The organism is Nocardia vulneris (assembly GCF_001613425.1).
GTDB lineage: Bacteria > Actinomycetota > Actinomycetes > Mycobacteriales > Mycobacteriaceae > Nocardia > Nocardia vulneris.
This window is the reverse complement of the sequence record NZ_BDCI01000035.1, coordinates 425952-443131: the sequence shown is the minus strand read 5'-3', so window position 1 is coordinate 443131 and position 17180 is coordinate 425952. Positions and strand designations below refer to the sequence as shown.

13 protein-coding genes are annotated in these 17180 nt (G+C 68.6%); 6 read left to right on the top strand and 7 right to left on the bottom strand.

Annotation, left to right across the window (positions count from 1 at the left end; all coding sequences use genetic code 11):
* Nucleotides 1-89: 89 nt before the first annotated feature.
* From NVU01S_RS31810 to NVU01S_RS31790, 5 genes are all read right to left on the bottom strand, one after another.
* Nucleotides 90-1559: a CHAT domain-containing protein gene (locus NVU01S_RS31810; RefSeq protein WP_052280947.1), complete on the bottom strand. Its 1470-nt coding sequence runs from the start codon at nt 1557-1559 to the stop codon at nt 90-92.
* Nucleotides 1556-3019, bottom strand: coding sequence for a hypothetical protein (locus NVU01S_RS31805; protein WP_043675928.1), 1464 nt, complete (start codon nt 3017-3019; stop codon nt 1556-1558). Before NVU01S_RS31805 ends, NVU01S_RS31810 begins: the two co-directional genes overlap by 4 nt.
* A complete protein-coding gene (locus NVU01S_RS31800) occupies nt 3016-4338 on the bottom strand; it encodes a hypothetical protein (protein ID WP_043675931.1) in 1323 nt (440 codons plus the stop codon). Before NVU01S_RS31800 ends, NVU01S_RS31805 begins: the two co-directional genes overlap by 4 nt.
* Complete coding sequence (locus tag NVU01S_RS31795) at nt 4332-6932, bottom strand: tetratricopeptide repeat protein (protein ID WP_043675934.1); 2601 nt, start codon at nt 6930-6932, stop codon at nt 4332-4334. Before NVU01S_RS31795 ends, NVU01S_RS31800 begins: the two co-directional genes overlap by 7 nt.
* A gap of 281 nt (nt 6933-7213) precedes the next feature.
* Entirely contained in the window at nt 7214-7948 is a 735-nt protein-coding gene (locus NVU01S_RS31790; RefSeq protein ID WP_244467378.1) for an MSMEG_1198 family transcriptional regulator, read from the bottom strand.
* 243 nt (nt 7949-8191) lie between these two features.
* Here NVU01S_RS31790 and NVU01S_RS31785 point away from each other — a divergent pair, with 243 nt between their 5' ends.
* Nucleotides 8192-8449: a LuxR C-terminal-related transcriptional regulator gene (locus NVU01S_RS31785; protein ID WP_043675940.1), complete on the top strand. Its 258-nt coding sequence runs from the start codon at nt 8192-8194 to the stop codon at nt 8447-8449.
* 24 nt (nt 8450-8473) lie between these two features.
* Here the strand turns inward: NVU01S_RS31785 and NVU01S_RS31780 are convergent, their stop codons facing one another.
* Together NVU01S_RS31780 and NVU01S_RS31775 are read right to left on the bottom strand one after the other, a co-directional pair.
* Complete coding sequence (locus NVU01S_RS31780) at nt 8474-9610, bottom strand: Fic family protein (RefSeq protein ID WP_043675942.1); 1137 nt, start codon at nt 9608-9610, stop codon at nt 8474-8476.
* Nucleotides 9611-9619: 9 nt separating this feature from the next.
* Complete coding sequence (locus NVU01S_RS31775; RefSeq protein ID WP_043675944.1) at nt 9620-11302, bottom strand: ABC-F family ATP-binding cassette domain-containing protein; 1683 nt, start codon at nt 11300-11302, stop codon at nt 9620-9622.
* A gap of 89 nt (nt 11303-11391) precedes the next feature.
* Between NVU01S_RS31775 and NVU01S_RS31770 the strand changes: the two genes are divergently transcribed.
* From NVU01S_RS31770 to NVU01S_RS31750, 5 genes are read left to right on the top strand one after another with little or no spacing between them, the layout of a single operon-like run.
* Complete coding sequence (locus NVU01S_RS31770; protein WP_244467379.1) at nt 11392-12777, top strand: extracellular solute-binding protein; 1386 nt, start codon at nt 11392-11394, stop codon at nt 12775-12777.
* The gene (locus NVU01S_RS31765) at nt 12770-13663 is read left to right on the top strand and encodes a carbohydrate ABC transporter permease (protein WP_043675950.1); all 894 of its coding nucleotides are present in this window, start codon (nt 12770-12772) and stop codon (nt 13661-13663) included. Before NVU01S_RS31770 ends, NVU01S_RS31765 begins: the two co-directional genes overlap by 8 nt.
* A complete protein-coding gene (locus NVU01S_RS31760) occupies nt 13660-14484 on the top strand; it encodes a carbohydrate ABC transporter permease (protein ID WP_043675953.1) in 825 nt (274 codons plus the stop codon). The genes NVU01S_RS31765 and NVU01S_RS31760 overlap by 4 nt, the downstream gene beginning before the upstream one ends.
* A complete protein-coding gene (locus NVU01S_RS31755; RefSeq protein ID WP_043675956.1) occupies nt 14484-15494 on the top strand; it encodes an ABC transporter ATP-binding protein in 1011 nt (336 codons plus the stop codon). Before NVU01S_RS31760 ends, NVU01S_RS31755 begins: the two co-directional genes overlap by 1 nt.
* A gap of 52 nt (nt 15495-15546) precedes the next feature.
* Nucleotides 15547-17169, top strand: coding sequence for a DUF8224 domain-containing phage-derived protein (locus NVU01S_RS31750; protein WP_063048199.1), 1623 nt, complete (start codon nt 15547-15549; stop codon nt 17167-17169).
* Nucleotides 17170-17180 lie beyond the last annotated feature (11 nt).

The following is a 17180-nucleotide window of genomic DNA, read 5'->3' as shown; positions in this document are numbered from 1 at the left end:
GCGAGTACTGCATGGCTCGGCCTTTCGTCGGCGGCGAACGGTCGCCACGGGGCGTTGCCGTCGATTCTCCCGCTGCGCAAGGGGCGTCGTCAGTCGTGCGATCGACCGACAGCGGCGTCGTGCGGCTGGCTCGGCTCCGCGGGTTCGCGCGCGGGAGCTACGGTGCTGGTGAGTGCCGCCCAGACGATCGGCGAACCGGACGCCGCACCGGTGTCGCGCCAGGCGCGCAGCTGGTCGCGCTGCCAACGCGTCAGTGCGGCAACGGGATCGAGGTCGTTGTGCGCGTCGTCGACCCGCAGCGCGAGGTCCGTGGTCGGGCGTCGCGTGGGCGGCAGGCCGAGACAGGCGCGGAAGGCGGCATCGGTGGGCAGCACCCAGCGGGTGGTGGTGACCAACTCCGCGCCCGCGTCGAGGGCGGCCATGATCAACCCGAAGGTCTCCGCGGACCGGAAGTCGACGCCGCCTTCGCAGGCGATGATCGCGACCCGGCTCGGCATCGGCCAGATCTCGTGGCCGAACTGCGGACGGGTCGCCCCGTAGCGGGCCCACACCTCGGGGTCGTCGGATCGGGTTGTGCCCAAGAGGAAGTCGAGCGCGCAGAGCGGGAGATGCGCACCGCGTGCGTCACCCGGGGCGCCGCCTCGCGGCGCGGCCAGGCCCCATGCCCCGCCCGGCTCATCGGGCGGGCCGACGACATCACCGAGATGGATCGCCGCGGAACCCGGTTCGTTCGGCGTCGCCGAAACGTGGCCGAAATACAGGAATCTGGAGCAGCCCCGAAGCAGAGCGGCGCTGAGTTGCACCCGGGTGACTTCGCCCTGCACCGGCACCAGAGCAGGCACGGCTCGCGTGGCGCGGTCCTGCCCGCGCCGGCGGTGCGTACCGCGGCCGACAGTGCGGCGCTCGCGCACGACCCGGCCCTCGAACGCGCCCAGCGCGCCGAGGTCGTCCGCGTGGCGAAAGACGTTGTGCAGCGCGGGTTGCGCACTGGTCGGCAGAATGGGGTCGATCACGTGCAGCGGCGGTAGCTGTCGCTGCTGTGCCCAGGGCACGGGCGGCCTGCTGCGGCCGACATGCAGCGTCGCGGGCGGGTCGTAGACGATATCGGCGATATCCAGCAGCCGGCGGTCACCGTCGAGCACAAGCAGTTCCCAGGGCACCTGGGCGAGCCGGGCACTCGGGGCGACCCTGACCCGAATGCGCCGATCGTCGGCGTACTCGGCCAGCCGGGTGCGCACGTCGTGGGGTAGCAGCGCGTCGGCGAGGCGCGTCGACAGATCGTGTTCGGTGGCGTGCGCGGCGAAGGCGCCGACGGTGAGCGCTCGTTGTACCGCTTCGGATTCGGACTCTTGCCGAGCGTCGCTGCCGTTCCCGGTCGCGAGCGGACGCGGGTGTGGCAGTGCGTCTTCCAGGGTGTCGAGGAGCTTTTCCCGTCGTCGTGCATCGAGTCGGCAGACCGTGGGCGTGCGCGCCGCGTCCAACCACGTCCATGAAAGGTAGGTGTCGCCCGCATCGGCGGCGCGCACGAGCAGTTCGATCGCCGCGGCCGGGTCGTTCACGCGGGCTCGTCCTGCGCGTCGCCGACCGGAACCTGCTCGGCCAGTAGCGGTTCGGTCCCGGGCGCGAGATGCAGCGCACTGCCCTCCAGTGTCGAGAGGTAGCCCTCGATGGCATCGAGGCGTGCGTCGAGTCGGTCACCCAGCAGTTCGTCGTCCGAAGCGATGCGCGCGGCCAGCACTTCCAGCCGATCCAGCGCGTTGTCGGTCAGCGACCTGGCGCGCACGAGCAGGCCCTCGGCGCGTCCCCGCAGCTGTTCCGGTGCCGCGTCCGGCGCGTCGGGATCGGTGGCCGCGGCCGCCGCGACGGCCCCGCGGTGGGTGGACCACGCGTCGATCATCAGACGGTCGATCGAGCGCAACGCGCGCCCGGTGGGCGTGCAGCGCAGGACGCCCGGACCCAGGTCCGCCGAGAAGACGCCGAAGACGGGGGTGTCGTCGTGCCGTCGGCGAAACCTGAGTTCGCCCACGAGCATTCGCTCCTGCACTCGCATCGTGGCGGTGCACAGCAGTCGGCCGCTCTGCCCGTCGGCGGCATAGGCGCGCAGGACGCCCGCCTCCCGGCACAGCGCGTCCACGTGATCCGCGAGCGGCACGTGCACGCGGGCCGTCTGGTGGCCCCTGTCTTCGACGGGCGTCGTGGGCAGCACCCGGATCTCCGGTGCGCGCGATCCGGCCCAGCGCAGGATTCGCGCGGGCACCGCGAGCAGATCGACTTCCTCGGGCAACCCCGCCGGTGTCACGCCGGGCTCGGTGCCGCCGCCCAAGGTGAACGCCGACGCCGAATCGCCGCTCAGCGCAAGCCATTCGAGCAACGGACGCAGCCGCCGCTCCGCAACGACGGTTCGGCGGTGCGCGAGCCGCTCGGCGATCGCGGCCACCTCCGTGCCGACGTCGACACCCGCGGCCGCTCGGTCGCACTGCTGCGCAACATCGTTGAGGGTGGCCGCGGCGGCGTCGGTGAGTTCGCCTGTCAGGCTCGCGGTCGCGAGCACGTCGAGCACCGGTGCGGCCCAGCCCAGCGTGACTGCCGCCAGCGCCGTGTCGCCGACACCCTGATCGGCCGCTGCGGCGTCGAGCAACAGCGCTCCCTCGTGGAGCGGCGCCGGAAACCGTTGCGACACAGCGGCTACCAGTGCGCGCCGGGTCCATGTCGGCGTGAGCCGCAGCGGAGTGTCCGCTGCGGTGCCAGTCCCGGCGCGGATCTGCGCGACGAGCGCCGTCACGTCCTCGGTGCAGGCAGCGGTGAGTGCAGCGGGATCCGCTTGCGCGTCAACGGACCAGGCGAGGACCGTCCCCGGGTCGGCGGCGTCCACCGTCACGGACACACCGGGCCCGACCGCGACCGTGACCTCGGCGACCGCCGCCACCGAGGTGGACCGCCACACCGCGGGCGGTGGTCCGAGCGGAATCGGGACGCCGCCGACACGGACTGCCGGCGATGGTCTGTCCGGTCCGGTCATGCCTCGTCCCTCGACTGTTCGACCGCCCACCGGACGGCATGCAGGAGGACATCCGCGGCCGCGGCGGGGTCCATCGCCAGCGCGTGGTCCGGGCGTTGCTGTGCCCAGGCCGCCGCGCACCAGGCGGTGAGCGCGGCGGTGTCACCGATCAGGAGTTCGGCTTCGAGGCCGGGCAGTCCCAGCAGCCGCAGCACGAGGTCGTACTCCGCCGATGCGCCGATGCCGAGCGGAATCTCGGCACGGTGCCGGATCAGATACGTCCGCAGCTTGGTGAGCAGTTCGTCCCGGGCGGTGCGGTGATCGGCCGTGTCCGCGGCCGCATGATCGTCGAACTCCCTGTGTGACTGCATTTTCGCCTCGCCGCGCAGAAGCCAGCCCAGGCGCGCGTAGAACATGCGCCGAGCATCCTCGTCGGTCATGGCGCAGCCGCGGCGGATCGCCCGCAGCAGCGCGCGGTGGGTGCGCGTCCTGGCCTCGGTCAGCTGTTCGGACCGGCGTTCGAGGTGGACGGGCGGCGGCACGCCGGCCAGCGTGTGCCGCCGGATCGCCGCTACGACGTCCTCGTACTCCCCGTCGACAAACCGGAGCAGGTCCTCGGTGCGCGCCGACGCCTGCGGTGCGGTAGGCAGATCCCGGTCGTATTCCGCGATGAGGCGGTCGGCACTGTCGATCAGCTGTGCGATGAGCGGTTCGACCGCGTCGAACGGCAGCCCGAAGCGATCGGCGACGGCGACATGGTCACGGTCGAGCATTCGCGCCTGATCCAGTACGCCGTCGGCGAAGGCGAGGACCGCCGACTGCCGGTGCGCGGCACGGTGTTCGACGGCGTCCGCGCCGATCTGCGTCACGAACGACGTGGCCACCTGCTCGGTGCCGAGCACGCCGGGTTCCGCGGCGGAGCCACGCACGAGGCGGAGGTGGACCGCGGTGCAGGCCGTCGAGCGGGCTTGTTCCCGGAAAGGATCGCGCAGCTTGTTCGGAATTCCGGCCGGACGCAGCGCCCAGGTCGCGTAGTAGTACGAGACGACGTAGCGCGCGAGCGGATCGGCGAAGTCGCCGTACAGGTTTCGGACGCGCCGCCACCCGGTCAACTCGCTCGTCGGTGGGGCCCCCGCGCAGACGGTGGCCGCTCGGCCGTAGCGGCGTGCGACCCAGTCGGGTTTCGACAGATCCAGTGACCACGCGTTCACCTGATGGGTCAGGCACTTGCGGTCCACCGGGACCCGAGCGGCCGATGCGCGCACCCACCGGTCGACGAAGGCCCGCCGCGTGTCGAGCCCCTCGGTTTCGGTGGTGGTCGTGGGTAATTCGGCTACCACACCGCCACCTCCCCGGGACGTTCGATGGGCGCATAGGCGGCGTCGGCGGCCGCCAGATACGCAGCGAGTGCCACGTGCCCGTCGGGCATGCGCAGGCGCGGCGGTGGCCGCATCGGCAGGATCGCGCCGGAGATCAGCGCGGCCGCACCGCTGATGCCGGACTCGGCCAGGTTCCGGTCGATCGCCGTGTCCGGCACGTCGGTGCCCGAGACGGCGAGCGCGGCGAGGGTGGCCTGGAGATCGCCGCCGTCCTCGGCCGAATGATGCTCGGCCACATGGGTTCCGGAATTGATCGTGGTCTCGATCAGATCGGCCAGGAGGGTGGCGTCGCCGAGTTGGTCCGCCCACTGGAACATTCCGGCCAGGACCACCGCGTTCATCTCGCGCCACGAGATGCGGGCCGTGGCGGAGGCGAAACCGAAGCGCTGGGCGTCGACGAAAACGGCGGCGGGCAAGCCTTGTTCGAGCGCGGCGCGCAGGTCGCCGGATTCCGCGGCCGCGGCCGCGCCGATCAGATCGCATTTGGCGGCGGTGACCACGTCACCCATGTCGAGGGTGACCTGTCGCGCGGCTCGCGCGCGTGCGAGCGCGGCATCGTAGTGTCCGGAGATCAGTTCGGCGCAGCCGAGATTGAGCAGGCCGACGGCGTGATAGCGACGATTGGCGGGATCGGAGTCGAACACCGTGAGGACGGATTCGGTGAGCTCGGCCCCGATCCTGTGGTCGCCCTGCATGATCAGGGCGCCGCCCAGACTCAGCCGGGCGACAGCCGCCTGGAACAGCAGTCCCGAACGCGTCAGCTCGGCTGCGGCCGTGCGGAACGCGTCCGCTGCCTGCCGATAGCGACCGGCTCGCATATGCAGGCCGCCGATGAGGGTTTCGGTATTGGCGGTGTAGGGGTGGTTGTCGAATTCACGCAAACCGGCGCGGCCGCGCTCGAGTACTTCTTCCGCTTCGGCGCCTCGTCCGGTCTGGTAATACACGAGACCGAGGTGCAGATCGGCGGTGGCGATCTCGGTGCGGAGCCCGAGCAGGACGTACGCTTTGCGGGCGCGGGTCAGCAGATCCTCCGCCGCGGCGTAGTGGCTCAGGTGGTATCGACAGAGGCCGCTGAATTCCAGACACTGGGCGGCCAGCGCCCACTCCTGCGCTTGCTCGGCACCGGCTCGAGCCTCGTCCAGCATCCTCAGCGCCGCGGTGAAATCGCCACCGCCGTGCACGATCAGCCGACTCTCCTCCATGAGGCAGGAGCGGAGCAGTTCCGCCGATCCGGCGTAGTGGCGTGCCTGCTCGAACAGGCGCCGGGCCGCGGGGAGATGTCCGCGATGACCCTGCACCACACCGGTATTCAGGAGGCACTGCGCGTAACGCGGGTCGTCGCGATGATTCTCGAAGGCCGCGGTCGCGTGGTGGAGCAACTCCGCGGCTTCGGCGAAATCGCCCATCGAGATCCGCACCGTGGCCAGATGCATATCGCATTCGGCGACGTCGAGCAGCTCGCCTGCCGCCGTATGGTGTTCTCGCGCACGCCGATAGGCTGCCGTGGCGTCCGCGTAGTCGCCGCAATTCTGCAACACCATCCCCAGCATCACCTCGGCGGCTGCGGCGAGGACGGGCTCATCCGCCGCCGTCCACTGCGCACGGACAACGGTGAATTCGAGGATCGTCGCCCGTAACCGGCCCGCGCGCAGGTGGAGTTCGCCTGCCCGGAAATGGCACTGACCCGCCTGCAAATGCTTGTCCGCCGCCGTATATCCCGAACCGGCCGCGCTGAACGCGGCCGCCGCATCCTCCTTGCGTCCGTCCGCGAGGTACAGCTCGGCGAGTTCCTCATCGCAGTTCGCGGCCCCAGCAGCATTCCCCTCGATTGTTGCTGAGGCCTTCGCGCGAACGAACTCCTGTTCCGCCGTGGCGGTCTCACCCAACTCCCGGCACGCCAGCCCGATGGCGTAGGAGCACGCGCCGGTCCGCGACAGCTCCCCGGCGCGTTCGTAAAGCTCTCGGGCGGTGCGATGCTCGTCGCGGACCCGGTGTGCGTCCGCGAGTTCCATCGCCGCCTCGCCGCAGGACTCCCGGCATTCGGCGGCCTCGACGATCCGGTCGACGGCGAGGTAGCGCTCGGCGGCGCGCCGCCACACGATCATGGCTTCGTGGAACTGCCCTGTGTCGGCGAGCGCGCCGGCGAGGATCGCGTCGCAATCGGCCTGCTCTTCGAGATCGCCGAAGCATTCGAGCCCGGTGGCGGCCCGGCGCAGATACGGCACCGCACGCTCGGGCTGTTCGAGCACATCGAAACCACGGCCGGCCATTTCGGCGCACTCGACGGACAATTCGGTGAGCGGCCCCGCGGCGAGCAGGTCCGCGGCCCGCGCATATGCGTCGGTCGCCGGCTCGACCTGTTCCGATTCCGCGTGCGCGGCGCCGATACCGTAGAGGCATTCGGCGATGCGCGCGGACTGCTGCGTGCCGTCGCATTCGGCCAGCGCGGCGGTGAACGCGCCGATCGCGTCGGCGGCTTTCCCGTCCTCGAGGAGAGCGAGACCGTGCAGGAAAACGGCGCTCGGCCACGGTGATTCCAGCGACGGACCGGTCATCGCTTCCAGTAGCCGCCGTGCGAGTTGCAGACCAGCCCGGTGTTCTTGCAGGTGTCACAGTTCATATGGCCGAATACGTTCGAGCCACCGCCGCGACCTTTACACGACTGGCAATCGTTCAGATGTTTCGCGCATTTCTCACACTGCATGACGGTATCTTTCTCGTTGCTTCCAGCCGGATTCGGCGAATATCGAGAACGATACGGAGCGGGCGCGGCGGGCAGTATCCGCCGAACAGATGACTCGGCCGAATCAGCCAGTGCCGCCGCAAGATCCGGTCGCTACCCGTAAGGGCGCACCACATCGGCGTTGCCGTGGCGGCGGCACCAGCTGACGATGTAGCGCATATGCAGTCCGCACCAGCGGGCGACGGCGGGCAGCGTCATCGGCACGAGCGGGTCGTGTTCGCCTCGGGCCCGGATGATCGGCCCCAGATAGTGATTGGTGACCTTGTTCGCGGTGTTGAGGCCGACACCGGCGACCTCAGCCAGAGAGGCGAGGTCGACCGCGCCGCCCGCGGCGATCGCGCCGGCGAGGCGGGCGGCGGTGTTGCCGCGCCTGCCCTCGAACAGTTCACACAGGGGGCGCGGCAGGGCCGTCGCGCCCGGCGGCGGTGGACGGCGACCGAGGGCGGCCGTCCGGATCGCGGCGAGCAACGGCTCGACACCGGCCGACTTCTGGCACACCGCGGCCACTTCCGGACGCCTGCGGGCCTCCTCCAGATGTTCGCGTTCCATGCTGTGGCCCTGCGCGGCCAGGATCACCGGGGCGACCCGGTCGGCCTCGTGCATCGTGCTGAGCACGTCGAGGCCGTCGAAGGCGAGTTCGAGGGCCAGTTCGGGGCGGTTCCACACCAGGTCGGTGAGCACGACATCGAAGCGGACGTTGTCCATGATGTGCCGGCGGACGTCGTCCTCGTCGATCGCGACCGCCACGGTCGAGCGGGGGAACACCGAGGCGATCACGGGCTCGATCACCCGGCCCAACGGCGATGCCACCAGGATGCGGTAATCCATGCCGGCGATCATCGCGCGCGCTCCCGGATCGAGCAAGAAGTTGCCGGTATGTCGCGCGCAGTGGTGTGTCCATGCTCGAAATCGCCACCGGCAGGCAGTATTACCTGCTGTATCGGCCGCTCGTTCCGCGCATTGTTGACGGGCGTCGATGACATCGTTTCGGTGACATCGCCACCGCCACAGCCCATCCGTTCGTCGCAGCCTCGGGAGCATTCGACGCGCGGACCTCTCCAGGGAGCACCGATGTCCGAACCGCTCGGCTACCCGGCCTACGAATGCCCGGCCTTGAGCCCGCGCGAAAAGCAGGTCCTGCTCGTCTGGCTGCGCTGCGACTCCAAAGCCGCGGCCGCCCGCACCCTCTACCTCTCCGTAGCGACGGTCAACACCCACATCGCCCGCATCCGAGCCAAATACGCCGCCGCCGCCCGCCCCGCCCCCACCAAAGCCGCCCTCTTCGCCCGCGCCATCCAGGACGACCTCGTCACCCTCGCCGAATGGTGAACCCCCCGTGAGTGTTCCGCCCCGCTAGTCCTGATAGGGATCAGCCAGGGTGGTAGGAGTCCTCGCGGCCTCCAGCACGTCTACTGGATAGTCCGGACCGGCGATGTAGAAGCGAGCGCGCGTGCGGCCGACCGGCTCGAGTACGCGAAGCGCGACGAGATCGCGCAGATCACGTTGGGCCTGTTGCAGACTGAGCCCTTCGGCTTGTTCGTAGCGGGTCCGGCGGACCCGACCGGACATCGCGACATCGTGCAGTGCGCTGACAGATCGCTCGTCCAGGCGGAGACCTGCGATGTAGTTGTCGAGCATCGACCACACAGTTCCGGATCGAATCCAGCGAGCATGCACGGTCTGGGCCTGCTGGTGATAAGCGGTCAGGTTGAACCGAATCCATTCGGAGACATCTTGGTCCGGCCGATAAGTACTGCCTCGGCGACCGAGCACCTGGTAGTACTCCCAGGTGTTTCCGGGTCGGCCGAGCCAAGCTTCGATAGACGAAAACTCCGGCGCGAGCACACCTTCCCGGGCGATCATGAGTGTTTGCAGGGACCGCGACATGCGCCCGTTGCCGTCGGCCCAAGGATGAATGGACACCAGCTGCAGATGCGCCATCGCCGCGCGCACCAATGGATGCGTGCCGTCGTCGACGTTGAGCCAATCGACGAGCTCTGCCATCAAGGTCGGTACTGTGTCGGCCCCAGGGCCGGTATAGGCGGCGATACTGGGGTCGCGAGCGTCGGTCACGTACACGGGACCGCGCCGCCACTGGCCGGCCGGGCGCCGCTGGGTATGTCGGTGGCCCTGCAGCATCCAGTGCAGAGCATTGAGAAACCCTTTGCTATACGCAAAGTCGTCTACTGCGTGCAGCGACTGTATGTAGGTCATCATCTGCTCGTATGCGAGCGTCTCGGCTTTGTTCTCCTCGGATACGTCGACGTCACGCTCGCCTGCGATCAGGTCTTCCACATCGATGGTGGAAACCCGGAATCCCTCGATGGAGTTCGACGCCGCGACGGCGTCCGCGGTCAGGAACTTGCGGAGGCCGACCACTCTTTTGCTTGCTTCTGCTTGCAGCCCGAGGCGTAACTCATCGCGCATTCGGTCGACGTCGGCAAGGACACGAGTATCGACGGCGGTCAGTTGGGGCGTTGGGAACACCACGAGATTGCGTTAGCGGGTGCGTTGGACGCGGGGTTCGGTCCAGATGGGGGTGGGGGATTCGTAGACGGTGCCGTCGGAGCCGAAGACGAGGAAGCGGTCGAATTGGCGGGCGAACCAGCGGTCGTGGGTGACGGTGACCACGGTGCCCGCGAAATCGGCGATGCCCTGTTCGAGGGCTTCGGCGGAATGCAGGTCCAGGTTGTCGGTGGGTTCGTCGAGCAGCAGCATGGTGACGCCGGACAGTTCGAGCAGCAGGATCTGCAGCCGCGCCTGCTGACCACCGGACAGGTCGTCGAAGCGTTGTTCGGCGGCCTGCACGAGGCCGTAGCGGTCGAGCACGCGACTGGCGGCCTCGCGGCCCATACCGTCGCGATGCTCGTTGCCGGTGTGCAGGATCTCCAGCAGGCTACGGTCGGCCAGGTCCGGCCGGGCGTGGGTCTGCGCGAAATATCCCGGCCGCACGCGCGCGCCGAGGGCGGCGACGCCGGTGTGCGGTACCGGCGCGAGGTCGAGTTCGCCGACCGGGCGATGTTCGGCATCGGGATCCGTACCGCCGGTCGCGAGCAGGCGCAGGAAGTGTGATTTGCCGGATCCGTTGGCGCCGAGCACCGCAACGCGGTCGCCGTACCAGATCTCCGCGTCGAACGGCCGCATCAACCCGGTGAGTTCCACCTGCGTGCACACCAGCGCCCGCTTGCCGGTCCGTCCGCCACGCAAGCGGACGGAGACGTTCTGCCGCAACGGAATCGCTTCCGGCGGCCCTGCCGCCTCGAACTTGGCCAACCTGGTCTGCGCGGCGTGGTAGCGCGCCGCCACGCCGTCGTTGTACTTCGCCTTCTCCCGTAACCGCAGCACCAGCGCCCGCAGCTTCGCGTGGTCTTCGTCCCAGCGCCGGCGCAGTTCGGCCAGGCGCGCCGTACGATCCTCGCGCGCTTGGTGATAGCTGGCGAAGCCACCGCCGTGGATCCACGAACTCGCCCCGCTGACTCCGGGTTCGAGGGTGACGATCCGGGTGGCCGCGTTCGCGATCAGTTCCCGGTCGTGACTGACGAACAGCACGGACTTCGGCGACGCCGCGATAGTGCGTTCCAGCCACTGCTTGCCCGGCACGTCCAGATAGTTGTCCGGCTCGTCGAGCAGCAACACCTCGTCGGGGCCCGCGAACAACGCCTCCAGCACCAGGCGTTTCTGCTCGCCGCCGCTCAGCGTGCGCACCGCCCGCCATTTGGCGCGGTCGAAGGCGACGCCGAGCGCGGTGGTGGTCACGTTGTCCCAGAACGCCTCGAGCTCGTAGCCGCCGATGTCGCCCCACCCGGTCAGCGCATGCGCGTAGGCCAATTGCGTTGTCTCGTCGTCGGTTTCGATCAACGCGTCCTCGGCGGCATCGAGCGCCCGCGCGGCGGCCCGCACCGGCGGCGCGGCCACCGAGAGGAGCAGGTCGCGGACGGTCGACTCGTCGTCGATCTGCCCGATGAACTGCCGCATGACGCCCAGCGATCCGGACCGGGTCACCGCACCTTCATCGGCCGCGATATCGCCGGCGATGATCCGCACCAGGGTTGTCTTCCCGGTCCCGTTCGGCCCGATCAACGCGGCCTTCACACCCTCACCGATACGAAAATTCACCCCGTCGAGGAGCTGTCGTCCATCCGGGAGGAAATACTCGACATCGGAAACGTCTACGTGGGCCACGGGGTTCCAGACAACCCTTTCCGTCCGATCGCCGCAACCGAATTTCGCAATGCGCGCCGGTACCGGGCGTCTTGTGACACCGTCTGAAGATGGGATCGAAAATGCGGGTGCTCGCGGTGGCGGTGAGCGTCGGTGTGTCCTTGACAGGGGTGACGGCCTGCGGGTCGGACAGCGACGGCGAGTCGCTGACGATCACCGCGAACGCGATCAATTCCGCGGGCGGGAAGAACGCGGCCGAAGCGAAGTGGATCGAAGACTGGGTCATCCCGGAATTCGTGGCACAGCAGCGCGCCAAGGGCGTCACCGTGCGGGTGAAGTTCCAGGCGACGGGGGTGCCCGACGAGGATTACAAGAGCCGCATCGCCAAGGATCTGAAGACCGGCACCGGCGCGGATGTCGTTTCGCTGGACGGGATCTGGGTCGGTGAGTTCGCCGAGGGGGAGCAGATCGCACCGCTGGACGAACTGGTCGGCGCCGACCAGGTCAAGGCCTGGGACGGCTGGCGGCAGATGCCGGAATCGGTGCAGCGGTTGCTGTCCTACAACGGTGCGCAGTACGGCATCCCGCAGGAGACCGACGGGCGGGTGCTGTTCTTCAACCGGAAGCTGTTCGAGCAGGCGGGTTTACCGGCGGACTGGCAGCCGGCCAGTTGGGACGACGTGCTCGCGGCGGGCCGCAAGCTGAAAGCGGTGCCGGGTGTGATTCCGGTGCAGCTCGACGCGGGCACGAGTTTCGGCGAGGCGACGACGACGCAGGGCGTGCTGCCTTTGCTGGCCGGCGCAGGCAGCGAGTTGTACGAGGACGGCAAGTGGGTGGGCAACACCGCGAAATTCCGTCGGGTGCTGGAGTTCTACCGCACGCTGTACGGCGAGAAACTGGGTGACGCGCAATTGCAGCAGGACGCCAAGGGCCGGGAGAAGAGTTTCGAGAAGTTCGCTGGGGGACAGGTCGGCATCCTGTTGGAGAGCGACTACTTCTGGCGCGGTGTGCTGAACCCGGCCGGGGGCAGCGCCCCGATGGCGGACCGTGACACCGCGGTCGGCTGGGCGCGGATTCCGGCGAGCACGCCGGGTGCCGGGGTGCATCGGCAGGACTTCGTGAGCATGTCCGGTGGCGGCGGCCGGGTGCTCAATCCGAAGAGCAAGAACATCGAACTCGCCTGGGAGCTACTGCAATTCATGAACTCGCCGACGGCGTTCGCGCAACTGCTGGCCGCGGGCGGTCCCCGGATCACCGCGCGCCAGGACGTGAATGCCGATGTGCTGAGCGGTGATCCGCTGCTGACCTTCGTCTCGCAACAGGTCTTGCCGACCACGTCGCTGCGCCCCGCCCTACCGGAATACACCCGGGTATCGAAGGCGATCCAGCAGGCGACGTTGGATGTGATCACCGGAACGAGCCCGGCCGACGCCGCCGCCGAGTACGGCACCACGGTGGCCGAGGCGGTGGGCAGGGACAAGGTGGCCGGTGACTGACCGGGCCGCAACCGATTCCGATGTGGCGGGACTGGGGCGCTGGAAGGCGAGCGCGTTCGTCACACCGGCGCTGCTGCTGATCGCGGCGTTCCTGGTGTTCCCGGCGCTGTGGCTGCTGTGGATCGGGCTCACCGACCTCACCGTGTCCGGGCGCACCTCCGTGCATGTCTCGGTGGTGGGACTGGACAACTACGGCAAGGCGCTGACCGACCCGCTGTTCGGCAACAGCGTCTGGATCACCCTGCTTTTCGTGTTCGGCTCGGCGATCATCGGACAGAACTTCCTCGGCTTCACCCTGGCCTGGTCGCTGCGCGACGTGCCGCGCCGGCTGCGTGCGGTGGTGGAGAGCCTGGTGCTGCTGGCCTGGATCCTGCCCGCCAGTGTGGTTGCGGTGCTGTGGATCGCGATGCTCGACCGCGACGAAGGAACGGTGAACCGGCTGCTGGACAGTCCCGGTTACGCCTGGATGATCGAGCACCCGCTGGTCGTCATCATCGTGTTCAATATCTGGCGCGGCACGGCGTTTTCGATGCTGCTCTATTCGGCCGCGCTGTCCACGGTACCGCCGTCGCAGCTGGAGACCGCGCGCCTGGCGGGAGCATCGGGCCCACAAGTGTTGCGGGACGCGGTCTTTCCGCACGTGCGCGGGCACGTCCTGACCAACACCCTGCTGATCAGCCTGTGGACGTTCAACGATTTCACCCCGTACCTGCTGACCCGTGGCGAACCGAACCATCGCAGCGAAACGTTGCCGATCTTCCTGTACCGGCAGGGCATCGATGACGGTGCACTGGGTTACGGCGCCGCCGCCTCGGTGCTGATGCTGCTGATCAACCTGGTGCTCGCGCTGTTCTACCTGCGACTGCTGCGGCGGAGGCCGACATGAACCCGGGCCGGGTCGTCGCCCGAATCGGCTTCTACACCTTTGTCGCGGTCGTGACCGGCTTCTTCGCGTTGCCGATGCTGTGGCTGGCGTCCGCCCCGTTCGACCCGACGCCCGGCTATGCCCCGCGGCTCCCGGAAAAGCCCACCCTGGAACACTTTTCGGCGCTGTTCCACGACGACCTCACCATGGGATCGTTGTGGAACTCGGTACTGCTGTCCGGCGCGTGCATGGTGCTCGTCGTGGCCGCCGCGGCGCTGGCGGCCTATGCACTGTCGCGCGTGCGGATTCCGGGCCGGGACGCGCTGCTGTACCTGCTGCTACTGCTGTCGAGCGTGGTGACGGGCACGGCGGCGATGGTGCCGATCTTCCTGATGATCTGGAAGATCGGGCTGCTGGACCGGCAACTCGGCGTGGTGCTGGTGTTGTCCGGCGGCCTGCTGCCCGCGGCGATCTTCATCCTGAAGGATTTCATGGACTCGGTGCCCCGGTCCTACGAGGAATCGGCGCGAGTGTTCGGCGCGGGTCCGCTGCGGATCCTGCGCGACATCGTGATTCCGGTGGCCCGGCCCGGCCTGGCCACGATCGCGGTGTGGACCGTCGTGAACGTGTGGGGGAGCTACCTGGTGCCGTTCCTGCTGCTGCGCGATCAGGACAAGCAGCCTGCCGCCGTGGTGGTGCGCACCTTCTACGACGAGGGCGGTGCGGCGCAACTCGGGCCGATTTCCGCCTTCTCGCTGTTGTATTCGATTCCGGTTGTGCTGATGTATCTGTTCGTCAACCGGCGCTACGGCTTTCGGCTGCACGGAGGGATCAAGGCTTGATGGCGCAGATCGAACTGGTAGAGCTGACCAAGGAATTCGCCGGTGGCGTGCAAGCGCTCGACGGCTTGTCGTGCACGATCGAAGACGGCGAGTTCTTCGCGCTGCTCGGCCCTTCCGGATGCGGCAAGACCACCTTGCTGCGCACCATCGCCGGACTGGAAACCCCGACCAGCGGCCAGATCCGGATCGGTGACCGGGATGTCACCCGGCTCGCGCCCGGCCGCCGCGATGTGGCCATGGTGTTCCAGGACTACGCGTTGTTCCCGCACATGTCGGTGGCGGACAACATCGCCTACCCGTTGAAGGTACGCGGCGCCGACCGGCGTAGCCGGGTCGCGAAGGCGACCGAGACCGCGGATCAGCTGTCCCTGCACGGGTTGCTGGCGCGGCGGCCCGCCGAGCTGTCCGGCGGGCAGCAGCAGCGGGTCGCGCTGGCTCGCGCGATGGCCTGTCATCCGAAGGTGTTCCTGTTCGACGAACCGCTGTCCAATCTGGACGCGCGGCTGCGGTTGGAAGCGCGGACCTTCCTCAAGAAGCTGCAACGTGAGCTCGGCGTGACCACGGTGTTCGTCACCCACGATCAGGCCGAGGCGCTGGCACTGGCCGATCGGATCGCGGTGCTCGCGGCCGGGCGGATCCGGCAGCTGGGCACGGCCCGCGAGGTATTCCGCAGGCCCGCGGACACTTTCGTGGCCAACTTCATCGGGTCCACGCCGATGAACCTGATCCCCGGCGAGCTGGTCGGGTTGGCCGATTCGGTCATCTGGGGCGCGCGGCCCGAGTATCTGGACTTCTCCGGCATCGAGGTGGCCGGGGCGCTGCACGGTCAGGTGTCGACGGTCGAGCATCTCGGTGCGACCGCACTGGTCACGGTGGCCGGGGACGGGTACACCGTGGGCGTGACCGTGCCGGAGGCGGCAGAGCCGGAGCCGGGTACCGAAGGCTGGGTCGTTCCGCAGGCCGATCGAGTGCTGCTGTACGACACGGAATCGGGCCGCTTGCTGCCGTGACGCCGAAATTCCCTGGGGGAGCCGGGTATCGGGCCGTTAGTCTCGAGGCATTATGACGACGCAAGCCCCGGTGGGCGCCGAGCCGCCCATCGATGATCGGTACGACGAATTCCTGGACGGGGTGCGGCGGACGTTCGAAGCGAAAGCCGCCGAAAGCGCCGCGCTGTTCACGGTCGACACCGATGATCTGTTCGAAGTGTTCCTCGGCGCGCTCACCCCGGAACTCGCCGCGGCGAACAACTGCGGCACCTGCCGGGCGTTCCTACGCCGATACGGCGGACTGGTCTGCGTCGGTACGGACGGAACCGCGAAATCCGTGCTGTGGTCGGCGCACGAAATTCCGCCGAGCTATACCCGCGCCGTGGCCGCGCTCGCCGATGCGGTCGAGGGCAGGCCGATCACGTCGCTGTTCCGGTCCAGCGCGGCGAATTGGGGCTGCGCAGAGCGCGGTTCGTGGACCCATCTCGCGCTCACGCCCGCCGAGCACCTGCTGCATCAGCCGACGGCGCTCGCCTCGACGGGCCAGTATGTCGCGGCGAAGAACGCCGACCGGGAAACACTCGGACGTGCCCTCGCCGAGTTCCCGGCTCCGGTCGTGAAAAAGGCGGTGGCACTGCTGCGCACCGAACAGCTCTACCGCTCGGACGCGATACTCGGTGCCGGTCAATGGCTTTCGACAGTGCACAAGCAACTCGACGGGGTCCGTGGGCACGGCGCGGCCGCGCAACGGCAGCGCGACAATCTGGTCTGGCTCGCCGCCGCGACCGCACCCGCCGGGTTCTGTCACGTCAAGAGCGGCATGATCGGCACGCTGCTCAGCGATCTCGCGGCGGGGCTGCCGTACGAGCGGGTCGAGCGGCGGTTCGCGGAAAAGATGAACCCGCTGCAATACCGCAGGCCCATCGCGGCTCCGACGGCGGCGATGATCGCGCGCGCCGAAAAGGTCATCGGCGAACTCGAAGCCGCCGGATCGCTGGCTCGTCGTTTCGCGAAACTCGCCGATGTGCGCCCGATGTGGGCGCGGACGGTGCGAACCCATCGTTCCGGTGGGGTTTTCGGGCATCTCGTGCCGGCCGAGAAGCGCCGGGGCGGCGCCGATCTCGACGTCGGCCCGGTGGTACTCACCTGGACGAAGTTCGCGCGCACCGTGCTGCCGGACGCGGATCGGATCGAGTACGAAGTACCCGGTTCGGCAACCAGTTACGGTGCGATGGTGACCGCGGCGGACCCGGCCGCGCCGCCGATCGTGCAGTGGGATTCGCCGGACCGCCGCAACCCGGTGACCTGGTACGTCTACGTGAACGGTTCCCCACCGAAGCAGTGGGGACTGCGCCCTGGCGAGCTCCGCGACGTGACCGCCGTGGTTCCGCACCCCGCTACCTGGTATGTCGAGGACGACCGCACGGCTCGCGAACAATCCGTGCTGTTCGCCCTCGCCGGTGCCACCGACACCGGGTACACCAGCGGCGCAGGGTTCTTCCCGGAGTTCCTCACGAGCGAATTGCACGAGATACGTAAGACTTTGGCGGCGCATGCGGAGCAGGCGGTGGTCGCGGGCAAGAACGACGCCGAGGTCTGCGGTCTGCTGATGTCGAAAGGCGGCAGCCTCGGGCACACCTTCCGGATCACCAGTGCCGGAATCCGTACCCGCTACACCATCGATCGCTGGGACTGAGTCGACGCGGA